This is a genomic window from Rathayibacter sp. VKM Ac-2759, from assembly GCF_009834225.1.
GTDB lineage: Bacteria > Actinomycetota > Actinomycetes > Actinomycetales > Microbacteriaceae > Rathayibacter.
This window is the reverse complement of sequence record NZ_CP047176.1, coordinates 1,550,915-1,568,778: the sequence shown is the minus strand read 5'-3', so window position 1 is coordinate 1,568,778 and position 17,864 is coordinate 1,550,915. Positions and strand designations below refer to the sequence as shown.

Genomic DNA, 17,864 nt, shown 5'->3' with positions numbered 1-17,864 from the left:
TCCTGCGATCGGAGTCGCTCGATCGACTCGGACGGCCGAGTTCCCGGCGGCGGTCTCGGGCGTCCCGATCGGCTGCGGCGTCGCCGAGGTCGTCTCACGGCGGGCAGCGCAGCCTCCTGCGCCCGCCGGCGGCAGCCGAGGGGCGGTCAGGCCGGTTCGCCCATGACCGCCGCGTCACCGAACAGCGGCGTCTGGAAGCGACGCTCGAAGCGGACGATGCAGCCCGTGCCCCGCACGAGCTCGTAGGCGTCGATGCACTCCTGGTCCGTCTCGGCGGCACGACGGTACTGCTCATACGCGGCGAGCGACGGGAAGCTGAACAGGGCGAACGCCTCGTCGTTGTCGCCTTCCGCCGGGAGGAAGTAGCCGTGGTGGTCACCACCGAGCCGGTTCACGAGACGGATCCAGCGCCGGCCGTACTCGGTGAAGGTGTCGAGCTGCTCGGGATCGATCTGGTAGCGGAGGTGGATGGTGATCATGCGTCGATTGTGGCGGATCGTCGCGGCGGCACCGCCGGCCTCCCGGCGCCTCCGGCTCCGGCAGGGAACCCACGGGCGCCTTCGGCTGGTGCGCGGCCTGGCCGCTGGGCGCACGTCCTGTCCGTCGCCTCGGGCCCTCTCCACGAGGGACTCCCGCGAGCGGTCAGCCCGAGCAGAGTGCCGGGAGCGGGTGCCGATGAGGTCGCGGTGCTCGAGCACGCTGATCCCCCGGCAGCCGGGCAGGAGGCGCGCGATCCCACCCCGGACATGACGAAGCCCCGATGAGAACAGTGTCTCATCAGGGCTTTCTGTCGGGCTGACAGGATTTGAACCTGCGACCCCTTGACCCCCAGGTGCCAGGAACAAAACTCCCGGGCCACCTGATCTGGGGTTTCACCTTTCACGGCATGCTCTGCGCGTCACGTTTTGCATAATTTGCAGACTGTTGGTCACCTGATTGGTCCACTTCACTTCCCGGGCCACAGAACTGCCATATTCGTGATCTCAGTTCCCCGACTTGCGGATGAATTCGAGTTTCATCCCGCCGATTATGTAGTACCCGCTGGTGCTTGAACACGGGGCGGGAAGTCGACCCAAGCCCACGAATCGTTCCGGAACGCGAGGTACCGGTGCCAGTAGTTCGACCAGATCCAAAGCGCATCAACGGAGCCGAAGCCCGCTGGAGCAGAAATGGGCGGCTGGAAATCATCGGTGAAGAATCGGGCCGGCAGCACATCGTCCGTCGGAACCAAGAACAGGTGGCGCTCTGAAACATCTGCCGTGCGCCTCAGCTTCTTGAGATGCGACGCCATGTGGGGTTCTCCATGCAAGGTCTCGACGACCCGAGCGAAATCGGAAGGAGCATTGTCGACGAACTCTGCGTGCATGGACTGGTAAATCACCACGCCAGGATCGAGCTTCGCACGTCGGAGCGTGCCGAGCTCCTCGGCGAGGAACTGCGCCAGTTCTAGCTCGTCTTCAAGTACCGCCAGGGGCAGCTCTTCGGGCCGGTCTGCACCGTGGGCGTCGCAGAGCGCGACTGCCCGCAAAACCGCTCGCCGTACGAACTTGTAGGGAAAATTTGGCCCAGCTGAGCGGAACTCCCACGAGCTGGCCGCCGGCCAACGCCAGCCCTCTTTCATCGCCATGCCTTGCCATGCGATTGACGCTCTATCTATGACGAGCGTTACTTCAAGAGCGCCACGGCGTCCGTCCGGCCAGACAAGTAAATAGTCGACAGCACTTTGTCGACCGTCGATGTCATGAGGAACGACCTTGGCACCGGTTTCGTAGCCGACCAAATGTGCTGCAATCCGCTCGGCTCTCTCTGCGAGGCCTGTCATCGAATTGTCTTTGGTTGGCGTTTCGCGTGGTGCTCCGTGGTCCAGTGATGGTCGTAGAAGCCCGAGCGGTTGAGGCGGTGCATCTCCGGGACGATCGTGGGCGAAGTGAGAATCGAATCGCACAGCGGCGTCAGAGCGTCGACGACGACCTGCCCGAGGTATCCAAGAATCTCGATCTGCCCCGTAGTGTGCCCCAGCAGCACGGGAGCCATACTGCTCATCGCTTCTTGACCGTCTTCGTCCGGGTCACCGAAGTGGACGCCACCCTCGACATGGGCGTAGTAGCGGATGACCTGCTTGACGGACAGGTCCTGACCCTCAATCATCCCAACTCTCGCCGCAAGGAATTGATCCGCCATCAGCGCGTCAGTCGCCGCGTCGCCAACAAGCTCAGGACCGCTCAAGCGAATCAGATAGTTGAGCGACTCGTCTGCGCTACCAGGAACCTGCCACGGTCGAATCCGGAATCCCGGCGTGATTTCGTGTCGTGCCCGCCTGACGGTTACGAGCAAGGGGTCACCGCGATCGGTGAGAAGCTTCCGAAGCAACGGTGCAATGCCAAGCAGCTCGTACCGGCGCCGAGACGCTGGGTCACGGCTGCGGTTGCGCAGATCGGCGACCGTCTCCACGAACAGCCACTCGGCCAGCATCATGTGCGCACCGATTTCTCGAGCCACCGAAGCCTCCTCATCTTCCTACACAGACTGACGTTCCACTTTGTTGGCAGAGTCGCGGAGGATCACCCAGGTCGAGTCGGGCGCGAAATGGCAGAGCCCCGCGCCCGAGCCGCGGTTCCAGCATACGAGCGCGAGGATGAACTCAACTCGTGCGGCAGTCCGGTAACCCCTCGCGATGCCGTAGTCGGGTTTCAGTTCAGACCAGTAACCAATCCGAACCACAACTCGGTATTCTGCTCATCTTTTACATGACTAGGCGGTGTCATGCCGCTAGCGAGGGGCAAGCAAAGCCGTCCGCGCTCCCAGTCAAGCTTGGCCTTGACGACACGCCGCGGCGACTCGTCATCTCGCGCCGCTTCCCGTCCGCGCTGCCGTATGCGGAGCCGACGGCATCCTTAATCCTGGCGAGGAACGCCGGTGCGCTGGCGCGCGAAGTCGATCATCTGGGTCACTGCCTCAAGCGCTTCGGCGACGTCGGTGACCGTCATGTGCAGTGGGCCATCTGCGTAGCGGGCTGCTGCCCGCTGGCCATGCAGGCGGTCGAGTACGTCGTTGTGCGTGGGCGGAACGTTCGCCATGTCGGCCGCGTTCTTCAGCCACTCCGCGCGGACTCGGTGGAAGGTGGTCTTCTGGGACTCGCCGAGCATCTGCGCTTGGACGGTGAGCTCGGCCGCGGAGTACAGGTTATCGATAGCGGGACGAACGGCCGTCGCGTGGGACGCCCGGGCCGTCGTGATGTAGTCGTCGGCGAGATCGAGTAGCTCGCCGACGCGGCTCTTGTTGTAGCGGAAGTCAAACGCAAGGTACGGAGCCCCTGCGAACACGACGTAGACGATCCAACCGCTGTCGGCCCCGACTCCGGCCGGTTGGAAACTTTCGAGGCTTTCGATGTTCTGCTCGGTCAGCGGCGTGCCCGGCGCGATCCCTGCGGAGGGGGCCGCCTTTGCGGCGATCTTGGCTTCACTATTGAGCGTCGTCTTGGAGCCACCACCAGGAAGGAGCTCCACGACGGCTGCCCACACGAAGCTCCGATCGGCGGGCAGTCGACGTCGGGCGAGCTCCGGCTCGACCCACGTCACAAAAAAGTTCTCAAGGACGTTGACACCGAACTCCTGCTCCGGGTCGGGTGCGTGTTGCTCAGCCATTCTGACGTGCTCCGTCCTGAACATCGCTGCTTGCCCTATTGATCTGGGTCATCTCGGTCTTCGTCTGTGGGTACCGCTTCTGCCCGGTACTGATTCCAGTAGGGCATGTAGACCAGCCGCAGCGCTTGCCACCAGGCATACACCGCGTGAGAGGAGGCCGACTCATCGTCGTCGAGCAGACCGTGGGCTACCTGATTGCGCAGATTCGGTCCGACCTGCTCGCAGTAGAGCGCCCGCAACTCAAATACGAGGTCCGGGCCAAAGATTTCGGCCGCCTCAGGACGCTCCAGCAGCGCGTTCAAGCTGTTCTCGGTCTCGAGATTGTCGGCGTCGAAGGTGCTGGTGGAGACCCGCGCTGACTTCAGTACTTGCCGGACAAGGTTCTCCATCTGCGGCGCCAAGATGTACAGAGCCGACGTGAAATCTCGGTTGAACCCGTGGAACAGCGCAAGCGCAAACAGTCCCTCGCGGTCGGCCGGCACCACGGCGGAGGACTGAGCAATGTTTTTAAAGTCTCGAAGTGAGAGACCATGATCGACGTGAAGCTGGGACAAAGCCGGCAAGATCACCCCGTGCGCTATCCGGGTCGCGCGTTCGCTGAACTCTGAGACCATGACATGCCAGATCCGCTCGTTTTGGTTCTCCTCGCCGAGCGTTGGCGTGCTTCGTGCCGCGACTCGGGCGTCCGGGGTGTAGACGACACGGCTTACCAGGTTCAATATGCGTGGCTCGTTCACCGCTGCGGTCGCCTGTTGCCTGCTCTCCGCGTCTGAGGCATACGGTGCGAGAGTCACGAAGTTCTTCAAGGCGGTGATCACGTCGAGTTCTTTGACCCGGGCGCGAGCCTGCTGTGCTGCCTTGGTCAGGTCGATGACCGGTGAGTCGAAGGCAACCATCTGCTGCACCGCGGCGGCGTGTGCGTCTCGGATCTCCCACCTAATCACTTCGATCCTGGGGTCGAGTCCGCGTGGTCCCCGCTGCGCCCGCGGAACCTTCAGCAATGCCTTGAGCGCGCTCTCCAGATAGGTTGCCACTACAAACGCGGGCCTTGCTGCCTCCCCCGACGACGCCATGGCGGCTTCGCGCTGCCATAGGTCCGCTTCGCGAACGTGGATGTCGAGGATTGTGTCGCGCGCCCCGAGCTTGCGATACCAGCGCTCCGCTTCAAGTAGGAAATCTCTCGCGCGCCAGAGGTCGCCGCTTTCCTCCAGCTCGCTGCTTAGGGCGTGCAAGCGATCGGCAACCTTGTGGGTGTCTGCCTCCGGAACCCGCGACCGGAACAGGAGGGTGGCAAGCGCCATGAAGTAGTAGCCGTCGTTGACTGTGGCCTCGTCGAAGAGAGTCAGGAGGTGCTGACAGATCTGGCTTAGCTTCTCTTTCGCGTTACTGCGATAGGCAATTTCGATCGCCCGCGCCCAACAGTCTTCGCCATCACCGGCCCAAGAGTCAGGGGTCAGGTCGACCAGCAGGAAAGCGTCAAGCGCGATCACCCCAAACCTATATCGACTCTCACGCTCGCTCCTTCGCCACAGAATGTCCCCCACCCTTGCACGTAACTTCGGAGGTTCGAGCGTGCTGACCACCGACCCGAGGAACACCAACTCCTCCTGCCCCAAGTCCTCTTCGGCCATGGTCCTGCCCGTGCTCATCACGATTGCTGGGGTGTATGGCTCGGCCGGCTTGTCGGGTTGCAGCATAAGCGATGCAATACTCGCGAACAGTGCAAAGGTCCGCTCTAGCTCGGGGGCCGATTCGCGAGCCGCCTTGGCAGCACTGCCGATAGCCGTCCAGTAGTCGTGGTAGTCACCACCCGCCGCCACCGCCGCGGCGAGCGCCTCGTCCCATGCGCGATCGGCGAGCGCGTCGGGATTCAAGGCTGCAGGAGGATCATCGTCCATCTGCCCATCTTGGCGGAGAGGTGCGTCTTTGCGTGGTTGTACCGCGCGCGTCGAGACGCAGTCTCGGACGCCGTGTCTGGGATCTCTGCACATGAACGTGATTTCGGGGCGGTCATCAGTTCCTGGTCAGCCAGCGTATCTCGATCAGACAATGCGCCTCCCGTATTGTCGCGGCGGCCGACACAATCATGTCGACATGATCATTTATTGCGCGGGTAACCGTCGGTGGACCCAAAGCTCATGACTCGTGCTTCCGTCCTTCTTAGCGCTGATGAACTGGTCGCCCCACGTTGTTCGCAGCGCTATCTGGAGGCCGTCGAGCGGACGGTCGTCTGGGTGATGGACGACCCATCGGTGTGCTTGGTTCGCGATCTGACTATTGACTAGGCGGACGAGTTCATCGCGGCCAGCGGGAGTGGAACACGGAGGAAGGCCCAACTCCTCATGCTCAGCCTCGCGGTCACGCAACTGGAGTATCACGCGCGGACTCAAAGGAAGCCACACGATGCTTGCCGTCAGATAGCCAACTGGCGCATCACCTGGTGACCACCAGCACACTGGTTCATCTGAGGTGAGGACGGGCTCGGTGTCGCTCAGGATCAGTGACCAAGTCATCTGGTGGGCCAGACGTTCTCCGAGTTCGCCCAAAGCGAGCTTGATGCCCTCTTGGATCATCACAGCGTCGGGTGCCACCAACTTGGGCCCGGACGGGCCGAGCATCTCAGCCTTGAAGATGCCCACGTCATCCGCGGAGGCGGGGCGGCCGTTCGCGTGAAGCCAGGTCCGGACGCTGTCGTCTGTGACTGTTTCTCCGAGTTGTAGCCGCATGTGGTGGGTGGCCATCGCGTTGAAGTCCTCACGCCACCGATGTCCGCGGATGGTCTGGAGAGCGATGTGATTGATCAGGTGGTACCAGTCCTCCGTGGTGAAGTCGGCCCAGCCTGTACGGAGCAGCTTGTACACGGCGGGAGCCGCGGCCTGTTCGAACTGGCTCAGGTGGTGCTCGATCGACTCTGGGTCGTGGCCGGCACGATCTTCGTCGCGAGCAAGGACCTCGGTCTCAATCCGGTAGAAGCCGACTTCGGCGCAGGCTTTCCGAACAGCGCTTCGTACGACGCGGTCTGGTCGGTCGCGATCGACCAGTGCCAGTTGCTGGTTGCTATCGGCGAAGTTTCGCAGGTAGAACTGCGGAACGAGGTGGTGGCGAGGACTCACATTCCCATGATGCTCCGCACATCGAGCCAATCCGATCTGACCCCGCCGTACGAGCATGATTTGACCGCATCTTGTACGGGGCGGGCTCCAGCAGGGGGAAGCAGGCATAGACGAGTGCCGCGGATATCGCACCGCGGTCAGGTCGCCTCGGCGAAGCGTGGACGCGCGACCGTCGTGTCGGCATCCGCTCGGGCACGTAGGTCGGTCTGCGCCAGCATCTCTTTGAGCCCGGGCACCGGTGTAATCCGAATGTGGTGCTGGAAGCGATTCTGCGTGCCGAGCGATCTATCAACGTGGGCGACCTGTCCTAGCGTGCTCCGTACGCTGGCTCGCCGAGTCGGGTGCACCTACGAGTCCGGTCCTGCATCTCTGTCAGTGTCCGGGCCTGGTTGTGCCCCAGCTGATTCCCTGGATTCGTGCGCGTCGGCCTGCGGATCTTGTTCGGGGTCTTCGGGGAACTGCATGTACTCGAAGGAGGGGAAGGGCATGTACGTACCAGGATGATCGGCGGGGTGGTTCCAGCTCGCGACAAGGTCGATGAGGTAGAGGTAAGCGGACCGAGTTACTTGGAGTGCGAGCATCGTTGAGTCAACGAGTTCGAAGAGATCAACCCGGCTGCGGGCGTCAACCGTCACACCCGTCGGGTCTAGGAATGCCGCATGGACGATTCGATGGGTGCCGGCGTTGCGAAGAGCCTGCGAGGGGGCATACATGCCTGCATCTTCCATGTCGTATGCAAGTTCGGAAAGCGCGTACGGGGGCAATGCGTGTCGTGGGGCCTTCACCAGCTCAGGCCGCACAGTGCCGTCCTTGGTTGCCCAGAACTTCCGGAAGGAAACTCGACGCGCCTCGTCTCCCACCTCGAAGTGATCGTTGGCGACGACGGCTGTTTTATCCAGAACGTCGAGGGCGGATCGTTGAGCGAGAAGGAGCTTCGAATATTGAAGGCCGTAGAGCGAATAGTCGAGCGTCTCAACGTAGTATCCGGAGTCGTCATCCTTCTGCTCCGGGCCTTCGGCGACTTGCACATACCCCTCGTACGCCAACTGACGCGAGACGAGGAAGTCAGATTTCAAGACATTCATCTCGGCGAGAATCGGCGGAGACATTTCCTCTGGAGAACCGCCGTATAAAACTTCGATCGAGGCGCTGTCCCAGTGTGGGTCCTCGGTGCCGAGTCCTTCAACGGCCGGTGACAGGGCGAGTCTGTACGCGGCGATCCATTTGAGGTACTCGTCCTCGACGCCATCCAAGCCGTGCGAAAGGTGTCCTGGGCTTTCGGTGGGCTCGAGTCCATCCCATCGGTTGGCCGTGTCCGCGCCGGCGAAGCTGATGGTGCCGTCGCGCAGGGACTGGGCCATCTTCACGTACTTGTCGAAGACTGCTGCGATGTGACCGGTCTGTCCGACTCCTGATTGGACTCTGTTCATGAGGAGCTGGGCAAGATTTCCTGCGGCGTTGCCGTTCGATGGATCGGCTTCGAGCGCATGTAGGTAGAAGTCGTAGGCTTCAGCCCATCGCCCGGAGTGGTCGAGACAGTTCGCAAGATTGCAGTATGCAGCCGACCGCGTGTGTGGATCTGCGTACGGCGAAGATCCGACGGTGAGAAACATTTGCCTCGCACGGCGAAGCTCTACTCGGTTGGCGCGACGATTTTCCGCAAGGTCGCTCGCTCGTTCTTCGGAGGTTGCCTGCGTGGGCAAGCCGAGGTCAGATGCTGTGACGATTGCGTTAGCGACGTTGTACATGCACTGAAAGTGCAGCGGCTGCTCGGGAGTAGTGTCGCTGCGCGCGCGTGACGCAAGCTCTTGGCCTTCGGTGAGGAGCCCGACATCGGCAAGGTCGGCCCCCGCGTTGATGACGAGTGACGAGCAAACGTATCTCAGCGCAGCCTTTTCGTCGCCAACGAGTGGTGAGCCGTCGATCTCCCCCGCGATGGACAACACTCTCTGTGAGGCGACACGAAGATCCGCAGATTCGCTGTGGCTGGCAAGAACCCGCTGGTACCACTCTTCGTACGCTGACACGGCACTCCTGCCGCCGGAATCGTGGTCCGTCTCCCGGGTCAACTTTGCACACGCCCGCGGGCACGCTCGCGAATCTGCTGCCGGAGCTGCGCGCGAACCTCATCGTGGATGGTCGTGGAAGTTTCCTCGGCCGTTTCAACGGAGACCACGAGCGCGTACCGGACGGTCTTGCCTGCACGGAGCCGTTGGGCATCGTCCATGCATTCGACGTGGATGGGGAACGCGTCTCCGTCGCCGAAGACCATCGTTCGAGTCCCTTGGACGATCTCGTGCTGGAGACTCCCCCGCCTAACCGCGTTGTGCTCAGCGTCCGTTCGGTCTCCGCCGGCGAGGCTGGTATCGGGTGTCGCGAAGTAGACCTTGGCACCTCGATACCTTGTGAGCTGACCCACGGTCGGAACCATGTATGCGAGGGTGATCGTGAAGCGGTGCCACTCCGCTCGCGCGCGAAGAGACCGCGGCAGCGGCAAGTCGTACGTGTGGCGCTGGTTCCGCGCGATCAGTCCTCCGCCAACGAGTACAGCTCTGTTTGTTGCGGCGGTTCCGAGCCGGCTGGCGTCGAGCCGCCCATATCCGAGAAGCGCTGTCAGGCTCCGGCGGGCCTGCTGATTGCTGAGTCCAAGTTCGCGGCGAAGTCTCGGTTCCCAGTCGCCCCAGTTGCTTGCGTGGGTAAGGAGGGCGCGTACGAGCAGTGGGTGGTATTGCGGATCGGGCAATGCTGCGTCCTGAGCATCGGGTGCGCCTGCTTCCAGGATGTCGAACAGGCGACTCGCCTCGCGCGTCACCAATGCGGTGGCGTTGCTGGTGCCGACCGTAAACACGGTGTTATTGGTCGCGCCCGCTCGTCCGGGAGCGGCTACTTGGAGGCCGGGGCCCGCGATTGCTGTATGGGCCGGCTCGATGGTGACTGTTTCGTCACCGGGCGTGGTGATCGGGCGGGTGTAGAGCGCCCTTCCGCCGGTGTGGTGGAGGTCCGGCTTGACGGATCGATCGACACCGGGACCTGTCGCACCGTAGTGAGCCGGCGCGCGTGGGTGGGTGATGTCCCAGACGGTGTCGGGCACGTCGATGTCTCCGAGTCCGTCTTCGTGAGTAGCGCCAATGGTGAGTGCGTTGAGTGCGTCGCCCGGGGGCAAGATGCCCCGCAGGAGCGCGGCGTCGTAGACGGAACGGGTTGCCGCTGACCGCGCGGCGTCGGAATCCGTAAGGGCCGCGGCGGGGATGATAATCGGGTCGCTGTGGTTGCCTGCGCTGACGATGAAAAGCAGGTTGTAGGAGTGGGCGAGCCAGTCGAGCAGACGTCCGACGGGGCTCATCCTTCTCACGAGGGCTCTCGCTTGGGCACCAATGGAGAGGTTGACGATTCGGACGCTGGGTGCGACTGCTGCCCTTCCCCCTTCGCCCTCGACAATGCGCTTGATGGCCTGGTGTAGGAGGTCGGTGAGGAGTCTGTTGGGGAGGATCTGCTCGTACCCTGCGGCAAACTCGTGGGGCCGCATGATGGGTCGCACGTACAAGGGGCGGTCCAGCGGTTCGCCGCCGATGGAGAGGTCGCCTTGCACGATGAGTGACGCCATCGCAGTGCCGTGGTTGCGTGATGACAGCGGGTAGCGCTCAGCAAGGCCGTCAGGGTCATCGACCACTAGCCGGCCTGCGAGGGCGTCGTGGTTCGGAAACGGAAGCCCGTCAAGGAGTGCGATGCGTGGTAGGCCGTCCACTCGATCTCCGGGTGGGAGTCGAACTTCGGCGACGGGTTCGAGGGTAGGTGGCGCGACACTCATGGGCGTGAACGGGCTGACGAACATGACCTCGTCGGTTGTGAGCAGTCGGATGGATTCCGCGCCATTGTTGAGTACGGAATGAACTTGTTGGATAGGAAGTTCCGCGAGCACTGCGTGATAGCCGATGTCGCCGATCTGCGATTGGTCGATAACCCGTCCACCGCTGGCAGTGATGGTTTGTTCAATGTGGGTCTGGGCGCTGACGCGCTGCACCGCGTCGCGTCGGTACCAGAGTTCGATTTCGACCGTGACCGTGCTGACGGACTGTCCGACGAGGTCGAGGGTTTCCTGCCACTGCTCGCGTAGCCCTGTCTCACGGATGCGGTCCTCTGGGCCCCATCGTCGGATCGCGGTCAACTGTTGGAACGCCGACTTGAACTTGCCAAGGCCGTGCACGAATGAGGCCGATGGATCCTCTTGCCACAGGGTGAACAATCTCAAGAGTTCTTCGATCGCCTTGGCGTTCGACATCACGAGGTAGAGGGAGTGCGTGATGGGTTTGTCCGTGCGCCCAGCTTCCCGTTCGGCCATGTAGAAGTCGTCGTCTGGATCGGATTGGTCCCCCAGCAACTCCGACAGGAACTCAAGGCCGTCGATCTGGTCGATCGCGTTGCGGAAGTCCTTGATGCTGCCTGCGAGGTCGAAAACAACCACCAGCGCCGGATCGACTTCGTCGGGGGTTTCCGCGGAGAGACGCACCCGCTCGGCGTCGAACGCTGCGGTCAGGTCACCGAATTGAGGCGCTAACCGCTCTCCCTGCCTGCCCGCACTGGGTTTGGATAGGCGCGGCATGTCTCGCGGAGTCTGCGTGGGCCGTTCGGCGACGACTGGCGGACCGAATGCCAGGAGCGGTCGGCGCTCCGCGGTCACGCAGTGGCCTGACCGCGCCTGTGCTCAAGACGTTCTTGCACAATCCGCCGTAGGTTGCTGTCCGGCAGTTCCAGCACCGCTCGGCGGCGCACGTCGAGAGCAAACTCTTCCAGTTCGGAGTAGCTGGCGCCAGCGAGTTTGTCTGCCAATGTGCGTGGAGCGAAGCCGAGGTCACCGCCGAGCCGTGCGGCGAGCCGTTCTAGGAACCGCGTTGCTTCGGAGCGGCTCGGGGGTTCGAGTTCGGCCCGAATCTGGAAGCGCCTCCATGCGGCGCGGTCGAGTAGTTCGCTGTGGTTGGTCGCGCCGACGAAGAGTACGTGCGCAGGGAGCCGGTCGATCTGGAGCAGCAGGGTGGACACGACGCGCTTGATCTCGCCCGTCTCGTGCTGATCTGACCGCTCCTTCGCGATGGTGTCGAGTTCGTCGAAGAACAATACGCATCGTCGCGTGCGCGCGAACTCGAAGGCGTTGTCGAGCCTGGCGGCTGTCTCGCCGAGGAAGCTGGACATGACGCCTTCGTAACGAATCACGTAGAAGGGGAGCATCAGTTCGGAAGCAATCGCCTCCGCGACACTGGTCTTACCGTTGCCCGGGGGGCCGGACAGTAGGAGCCGGTTGCGAGGTTCGATCCCGTAGCTGCGGAGCAGCTCAGCGCGCTTCTGCTCCTCAATCAGTTCTGTGACGACCCGCCGTGGAACGGGGGCGAGTTCAAGGTCATCGAGGCGACGACTGGGGACGATTTCGTGAACCAGGTCTCGAATCGCGGTGGCGCGATCATCGCGGACAAGCCCTTGCCCGGTCGTGGTAATCAGCTCAGAGAGACGGTCCGCCACGAGGTGGTGCTGGTTGGCACGCTCTTCGGCGATCACCGCTTCTACGAGGGTGCGGAACCGATCACGGTCCCCGTGACGCTCGGCCTCAACGAGGTCAAGAAGCAGGTCGGCGCGCGCCATCTCTCGCCTCCCTCAGTTGAGTGCTGACATCCTTCGCCAATCCTACCGGTGGCGGTCATTAGGCTACTGAGCCGCGCCGACATCCACGGCACGATGTGAGCGTGAGTCCTCCTTGAGGCGAACACGAATCAGCAGGGCGAGGCTGATGGGCCCGATGAAGGCGAACTTCAGCGCGTTCCAGATGAACAGCATCACGAAGAGGTGCAGCCACCCGGGACCGCCACCTTCAGCGAGCTGTGCGCTGATGCTCGCGGCGTACAGGTACGGGATCGCCAGCGCCATCGCTGGGACTCCCCATCGCAGGCCGCGTCTGGTGCGGATGGCGTCGAGCAGGATGTTGGTGGGCATGTAGCGGCGCAGGAAGTACCGGGTGCGGACGCTGATGGCCCAGATGATTCGGAACATGGACAGTCCTCTTCAAGGGTTCGGCGACAAGAACCTGAAAGGACTGCCCGTTGCCGGGAAGGTCATACTGTCGCGAGGAGCGACAGCGCCAATATAGAGGCCGCCTCGACATCTACGATACGACTTCGCGGCGACACCGGGAAGGGCCGGCGATCAGAACGAACGGCCCAACGGCTCGCGTCCACGTTGCCGCCCCAGCGCCTCTTCTTGGCCGGCTGTGACACTACGTGCCCCGTCGAGCGCCGCCTTCGCACGGGCGGCATCGATCTTCTGCGCGGTCGCCACCGGGGTGGGGCCGAGAGGAGTGTCGTCGGTGATGCCGTATCGGTCGCGGTAGGCGGCCACAGTGCGGGAGTTTCTGAACCAGGCCTGTCGCTTCGCCTGCGGGCGAGGTGGCGAGCCGAGAGCTTTCGTCCACGTGGCCCCATCGTTCAGGGCGCTGTCGAGCACGGCATCGGCTCGCTGTTTGATCAGATCGCGTCGTTCGTCGAGTGCTTGGCGCATGTCGTCGGCCATGGGACCGCTCGCAGCCGGGACAAGTCCGGCAATCAGCCGCGGTGCCTCGCGTACGCGGCCCGAGCGTGCCGGCCGTGCGGTTGCCCGCGCCACCCTGTGGTGGAGGACCGAGGCGATGTCGTCGGCGTCACCGAATCCCCGCGCGGCCACGAGACGCGGGAGCAAGCGGTCGAGGTCGTGATGGTTTGCCTCGGCCCGGCGTAGCTCGGCAGTCAGAGCCCCGAATGCATCGGAGTCGACAGCAGAGCTTGCCTGATCGTCGGTGAGACCAGAGTCGCGGATGAGAGTGGCCCAGCGGTCTCGTTGGGCGGCCGCCGCGATGGTCTCGTACTCCGCGGCGATCTGGGCGATCGAGCCCCACTGTTCATGTTCGTTGGTGATGGTCTCGTTCGCGGACAGCTCGGCACCGACGTGTTGCAGGACGCCGTAGAGCACGGAACGTGCTGTGGCATCGGGGTTGTCGCCCGGGTGCGGGGCGGCGTGGCCGTCGTCGGCTCGGTCGAGGACCACATATGCGTGGTTGGAACGCTTGCCGCGGGTCATCGAGACGTAGAAGTTCTCCCTCGTCGTGGTCGGCTCCACCAAGACATGCGCGGTATCGGTGGTGATGCCCTGTGCACGATGGGCCGTGACTGCGTAGCCGAGGTCAACGTGCTCAGCCACGTAGGCAGCCGGAAGCACGATCGCCCCGCCGAAGCGGCGTCCAGTCCGGCGGATGGTGACCGACCCGTCGTCGCGGACGTCGTTGATGGCCCAGGTGTCGCCGTTGCGGACCCAGTCCTTGCCGTTGCGCAGTCTGCGGTCGTTGCGGCGGGTGATGATCGTGTCCCCCGCGCCGGTCATCGTCCCGTCAGCGAGTTCGACTTCTGGGCCTGGCATCAAGGTGCCGTCGAGAATGAGGTCTGCGCGGGCGCGGGTATTGAGCGCGGTCGCCTGGTCGCGGGTCTCCGCGACCAGCACCGATGCCAGTCCTATATCTCTGTCGGCTCGCCATGCCGAGTAGGCGGCATCGGTCATCAGATCGGCCTCACCGCCTCGGATGCGGTCATGGTCGAGGTAGGTGCCGATTACCTCCGTACGTCCGTGCCGTAAAGCCAGCGATGCTGACTTCTCCCACGCGTTCGTGAAGCGGTGAACGTCAACCAGCTCCGGCGCTTCGTCCCGGTCGGCCACCACGAGATTGAACGCGCCGCCTGCGTCTACGGACTGGAGCTGGGCGAAATCGCCGACCAGCAACACCTTCGCTCCTGCCCGCTCAGCCAGGTGCGTGATCCGATCTAAGGACAGGGTGCCAGCCAGCGACGCCTCGTCGATGATGACGAGCTGACCTGCGTCAAACGAGGTCCCGTGCACAAGGTGGTTCTGCCACCATTTCGCCGTGTTCTCGGTCTGGATGCCAAGATCGTCCGCCAGCACTTGCGCGGCCACCGCGGACGGCGCGAGCCCGACCACGGACCCTGTCCCGTGTTCGACTTCCCACGCGCGGCGCAGGGCATTCATCGCCGTCGTCTTGCCCGCGCCAGCGGGGCCGACCAGTACGTCGAGCATCCGGCCAGAGACAGCAATCTTCATGAGCGCGTCGGCCTGGTCCTCACTCAGAACCCGGCCCTCGGAGTCGGGGCGAGAGGTGATCTTCTCGACCGAGCCCACCGAGACCGCGGGTGCCGTCAGCGTGCGAGAGCGGTCGACCAGTCGGTCTTCGGCGGCCAGCAACAGCTCGGAAGAGAACACGGTCGAGTGCTTGGGCCGAAACACGCTGGTTCCGTCAACACGGCGAAACGCGGCTGGACTGGTGGCAAGATCCGGTGGGGTCAGCCGCAGCGACGCCTGTTCGGCAGCGTCAGCAATCATCCCGACGATCGCCTCTCGATCCCGCATGGACGCGAAGCGCCAGCGCATCGTCTGCCGCGAGGCCTCAGCCATCAGATTCCATCGCCGCCAGGTCGACCGCTTCTCGCCGACAATTTCTACCACCGCGGTACCGAGTTCTTCGATGCTCTCCAGCGGCACGTCGTCGGCGCGCAGCAGGAGCGGGCTGTTGTTGTTTGTGAGGTTGCGTGCCCAGGTCGTGGCGTCCTGACCGAGAACGGCGGTGGCGCGCGACCGCCACTCGGTAGTGAGGTCAGCCAGCGATCGGACCTCCTTGTCGGGCCGTGTGGAGAGGGTTGCTTGGGCGCGCAGCTTCAAGATCGTCGCCGGGGCTGGCCGCCTGCCGTGTTTGCTCACGTAGTCGGCGATGAGGCGGTCGGTCTCGGTATCAATGTGCCGGGCGCGAGTCGAGAACTCGGCCACCAACTCTTCCGGCACGCCGCTGATCGCCCATGCGGGATTGCGGTCACGACCCCTGTCACGGGCTTCCCACTTGACACCGAACGTGCGGGTCATGTGGTCGGCGAACACGGCCTCGTGCAATTCGGATAGCGCGACGACGGCGGCGTGCATCGGCCGTCCATCGAGGCTCCGCCACTTCCCGTCGAGAGCGGTTCGGACCTTGTTGGAGATGACGACATGGGTGTGCAGGTGGGGATCACCGGCACGGGAGTCGAAGTGGTCGAAGGCCGTCGCGACCAGGCCTGTGACATCGACCTGCGCAACGGCCCCGTCGCCGGCGGTCGCGCCGGTGCGAGTGGCTGCAACCTCGCGTTCCATGAATGCAACTACCTCCGCAACCGCCGTGTGGTGCGCCTCCCCTATCAACGCTTGCGTCCCCGCATCCGCGACCGCCCACAACACGGATGCAGACTTCGGAATCGAGAAGGTGAAATCGAAGCCCGCCACCGCCCGTCGCGTCCCGCGCTCGGTCTCCTCGGCCTGGATTTGCGCGACCGCGTCTCCCATTGCACCGGGAGACATCGTTGGGGCGAGGTCTGCGATCCGCGCCTCGATCCGCTCTGAGGTGGATTTGTAGGCCGGGAACGCTAGCCCGAGGGGATCTCCGGTGATCGGGTCACGGCCCATCCCCATGAGGAGCTGGAGCTGCGCCTCGGACACTCGATCACCCACCGCGAGCTGACCGCTCCCGAGGGACGCTACGCCCGACCCGAGCCATTGGCCTGGAGGGGTTCCCGCCTCGGCGTAGTAGCGAGTCAAGGGCGTCGAGAACGACCTGTCGCCGTCTGCGGCGGCGACCGTACGCAGGAGGTACTTGTAGCCGTCACCTGCGGACATCACTCGCATCGAGACCGTCACATGCAGCAGGTGCACCTGCCCGCGCTTGGCGCTGCCGGTCGCGTCAGGCGGGCAGTCTCTTGCAGGCGAACTCCCCGATATGGTCCTCGATGAGGAACTCGTCGCCAACCATGTCCACGTACATGGCCCCGATGCCTTCCGGTTCGCCCGCGGCTCGGAAGCGGATGCGGTCAGAATCCGTATGGATCAGATAGGCACTGCACTCGCACGAAGTCATGAATGCGTAGAACCGCCCCTGCTGCGCTTCTTGCAAAAGCGCCGCGGGGTAGTAGATGTCGTGCTTACGGCACAGCGCCGGAACTTTGACTGCACCATTCTCGAAGGCGCTCTGCGGCAGGTGAGCTGCGTGAGACCAGGGTTGCAGTCGCACCTCCCCACCCGTTGCACGCAACGTCCCCCCATCCGCGAGAGCAAGCAGAGACTTCTCCGTGCACGTCTGCCCCGCCGGCCACATCAACGACGTTTCCGACGGCCACAACGGTGGCATCCCCAGCTCCGTCTTCGAGTCCGCCTGAAGACCTGGAGTGGTGAACCGCACGCCGTGCAGGAGGAGCGCTCCAAGGACGATCGTCATCGCGTAGCCCTGAGGCCGCGGCGGCTCGGGAAAGCCTGGGATGCGAACTGTCAGCGGCGTGACGCGTACAGCCGAGAATCCCTGGACTCCTTCGAATCGGCCGACCCAGAACTGGCTGAAATCCAGCGGTTGCACCAGCTCGCGGCGCTCGTAGAGTGCCCTGTACTCCGACGGGGCGAGCCCGTAGCCGTTTTCCCGCTGCTCCTTGCTGGAGAGGAGCATCGCTGTCAGCGCGGTCTTCTGCACCCACGTTGCGATCGCCGCCTGATCTTCCAGCGCGATCGTCCCGGACTCGTCGAGGATCAACGGGGTGAGCACTCGCTGCGCGACCGTTTCGAGGTTGCTCATCCACCCGTTGTTACAAGAGGCGCAGAAGCTCTTCACTGTCAGCCGGAATGCGGGCTGCTCCCCCATGTCGCGCGGCAGAGCATTCAACGGGCCTGCGTGATGACGCATCGGAGCGAGATCCAAGCCAGTCCTGCTCACCCACTGACCGAAAACGTGCTCGCGGGTCAGGGGCCCCACCGACCCGCAGAAAGCACAAGATTCAGGCATTCACCCATTCTCCGGCACGGGTGCCGCTCCTCGACCTGCAAGAGGCGTGGCAGCTCTGTGAATGGATCTGGCAGCTCTGTGAATGGATCTGGCAGCGCCGGGACAGGACTTGTTCCGGGCGGCTCCGCGCGGGTGCGCCTACGACTCTCGCCGCGCGACGGCTCGTCACTGAACTGCTAGTTGTTGCTGAGCTGGGTGCTGATATGCTGAGGCGTCCGTGCAGGAATTTGAGGAGGT

At 63.6% G+C, this 17,864-nt stretch carries 12 protein-coding genes; all 12 read right to left on the bottom strand.

Features of this window, described 5'->3' with window-relative positions; translation table 11 throughout:
- Window positions 1–146: 146 nt before the first annotated feature.
- Entirely contained in the window at window positions 147–479 is a 333-nt protein-coding gene (locus tag GSU68_RS07180; RefSeq protein WP_159906809.1) for an NIPSNAP family protein, read from the bottom strand.
- A gap of 548 nt (window positions 480–1,027) precedes the next feature.
- Window positions 1,028–1,822, bottom strand: a complete 795-nt coding sequence (locus tag GSU68_RS07175; RefSeq protein ID WP_159906807.1) for a hypothetical protein — start codon at window positions 1,820–1,822, stop codon at window positions 1,028–1,030.
- Window positions 1,819–2,499, bottom strand: a complete 681-nt coding sequence (locus GSU68_RS07170) for a hypothetical protein (protein WP_159906805.1) — start codon at window positions 2,497–2,499, stop codon at window positions 1,819–1,821. The genes GSU68_RS07175 and GSU68_RS07170 overlap by 4 nt, the downstream gene beginning before the upstream one ends.
- A gap of 395 nt (window positions 2,500–2,894) precedes the next feature.
- Window positions 2,895–3,644, bottom strand: a complete 750-nt coding sequence (locus GSU68_RS07165) for a hypothetical protein (RefSeq protein WP_159906803.1) — start codon at window positions 3,642–3,644, stop codon at window positions 2,895–2,897.
- Between the two features lie 35 nt (window positions 3,645–3,679).
- On the bottom strand, window positions 3,680–5,542 hold the full coding sequence (locus GSU68_RS07160; RefSeq protein WP_159906801.1) for a DUF4209 domain-containing protein: 1,863 nt from the start codon (window positions 5,540–5,542) through the stop codon (window positions 3,680–3,682).
- Window positions 5,543–5,746: 204 nt separating this feature from the next.
- On the bottom strand, window positions 5,747–6,757 hold the full coding sequence (locus tag GSU68_RS07155; protein ID WP_159906800.1) for a DUF4238 domain-containing protein: 1,011 nt from the start codon (window positions 6,755–6,757) through the stop codon (window positions 5,747–5,749).
- A gap of 347 nt (window positions 6,758–7,104) precedes the next feature.
- The gene (locus tag GSU68_RS07150) at window positions 7,105–8,784 is read right to left on the bottom strand and encodes an LA2681 family HEPN domain-containing protein (RefSeq protein ID WP_159906798.1); all 1,680 of its coding nucleotides are present in this window, start codon (window positions 8,782–8,784) and stop codon (window positions 7,105–7,107) included.
- 38 nt (window positions 8,785–8,822) lie between these two features.
- Window positions 8,823–11,357 carry a S8 family peptidase gene (locus GSU68_RS07145; protein WP_244259423.1) on the bottom strand — a complete coding sequence of 845 codons (2,535 nt, stop codon included), beginning with the start codon at window positions 11,355–11,357 and terminating at the stop codon, window positions 8,823–8,825.
- Between the two features lie 74 nt (window positions 11,358–11,431).
- Window positions 11,432–12,388, bottom strand: coding sequence for an ATP-binding protein (locus tag GSU68_RS07140; protein ID WP_159906794.1), 957 nt, complete (start codon window positions 12,386–12,388; stop codon window positions 11,432–11,434).
- Window positions 12,389–12,451: 63 nt separating this feature from the next.
- Window positions 12,452–12,793 carry a sulfate permease gene (locus GSU68_RS07135; protein WP_159906792.1) on the bottom strand — a complete coding sequence of 114 codons (342 nt, stop codon included), beginning with the start codon at window positions 12,791–12,793 and terminating at the stop codon, window positions 12,452–12,454.
- A 153-nt stretch (window positions 12,794–12,946) separates the two neighbouring features.
- Window positions 12,947–16,486, bottom strand: coding sequence for a MobF family relaxase (gene mobF / locus GSU68_RS07130; protein WP_159910174.1), 3,540 nt, complete (start codon window positions 16,484–16,486; stop codon window positions 12,947–12,949).
- Between the two features lie 55 nt (window positions 16,487–16,541).
- Window positions 16,542–17,420, bottom strand: a complete 879-nt coding sequence (locus GSU68_RS07125; protein WP_159906790.1) for a hypothetical protein — start codon at window positions 17,418–17,420, stop codon at window positions 16,542–16,544.
- Between the last annotated feature and the right edge of the window lie 444 nt (window positions 17,421–17,864).

Excerpts from the sequence above, each read along its gene's own strand:
- GSU68_RS07180 (WP_159906809.1), bottom strand. The coding sequence starts at position 479 with ATGATCACCATCCACCTCCGCTACCAGATCGATCCCGAGCAGCTCGAC.
- GSU68_RS07175 (WP_159906807.1), bottom strand. The coding sequence starts at position 1,822 with ATGACAGGCCTCGCAGAGAGAGCCGAGCGGATTGCAGCACATTTGGTC.
- GSU68_RS07165 (WP_159906803.1), bottom strand. The coding sequence starts at position 3,644 with ATGGCTGAGCAACACGCACCCGACCCGGAGCAGGAGTTCGGTGTCAAC.
- GSU68_RS07160 (WP_159906801.1), bottom strand. The coding sequence starts at position 5,542 with ATGGACGATGATCCTCCTGCAGCCTTGAATCCCGACGCGCTCGCCGAT.
- GSU68_RS07145 (WP_244259423.1), bottom strand. The coding sequence starts at position 11,357 with ATGCCGCGCCTATCCAAACCCAGTGCGGGCAGGCAGGGAGAGCGGTTA.
- GSU68_RS07140 (WP_159906794.1), bottom strand. The coding sequence starts at position 12,388 with ATGGCGCGCGCCGACCTGCTTCTTGACCTCGTTGAGGCCGAGCGTCAC.
- GSU68_RS07135 (WP_159906792.1), bottom strand. The coding sequence starts at position 12,793 with ATGTTCCGAATCATCTGGGCCATCAGCGTCCGCACCCGGTACTTCCTG.
- mobF (WP_159910174.1), bottom strand. The coding sequence starts at position 16,486 with ATGCGAGTGATGTCCGCAGGTGACGGCTACAAGTACCTCCTGCGTACG.
- GSU68_RS07125 (WP_159906790.1), bottom strand. The coding sequence starts at position 17,420 with ATGAGCAACCTCGAAACGGTCGCGCAGCGAGTGCTCACCCCGTTGATC.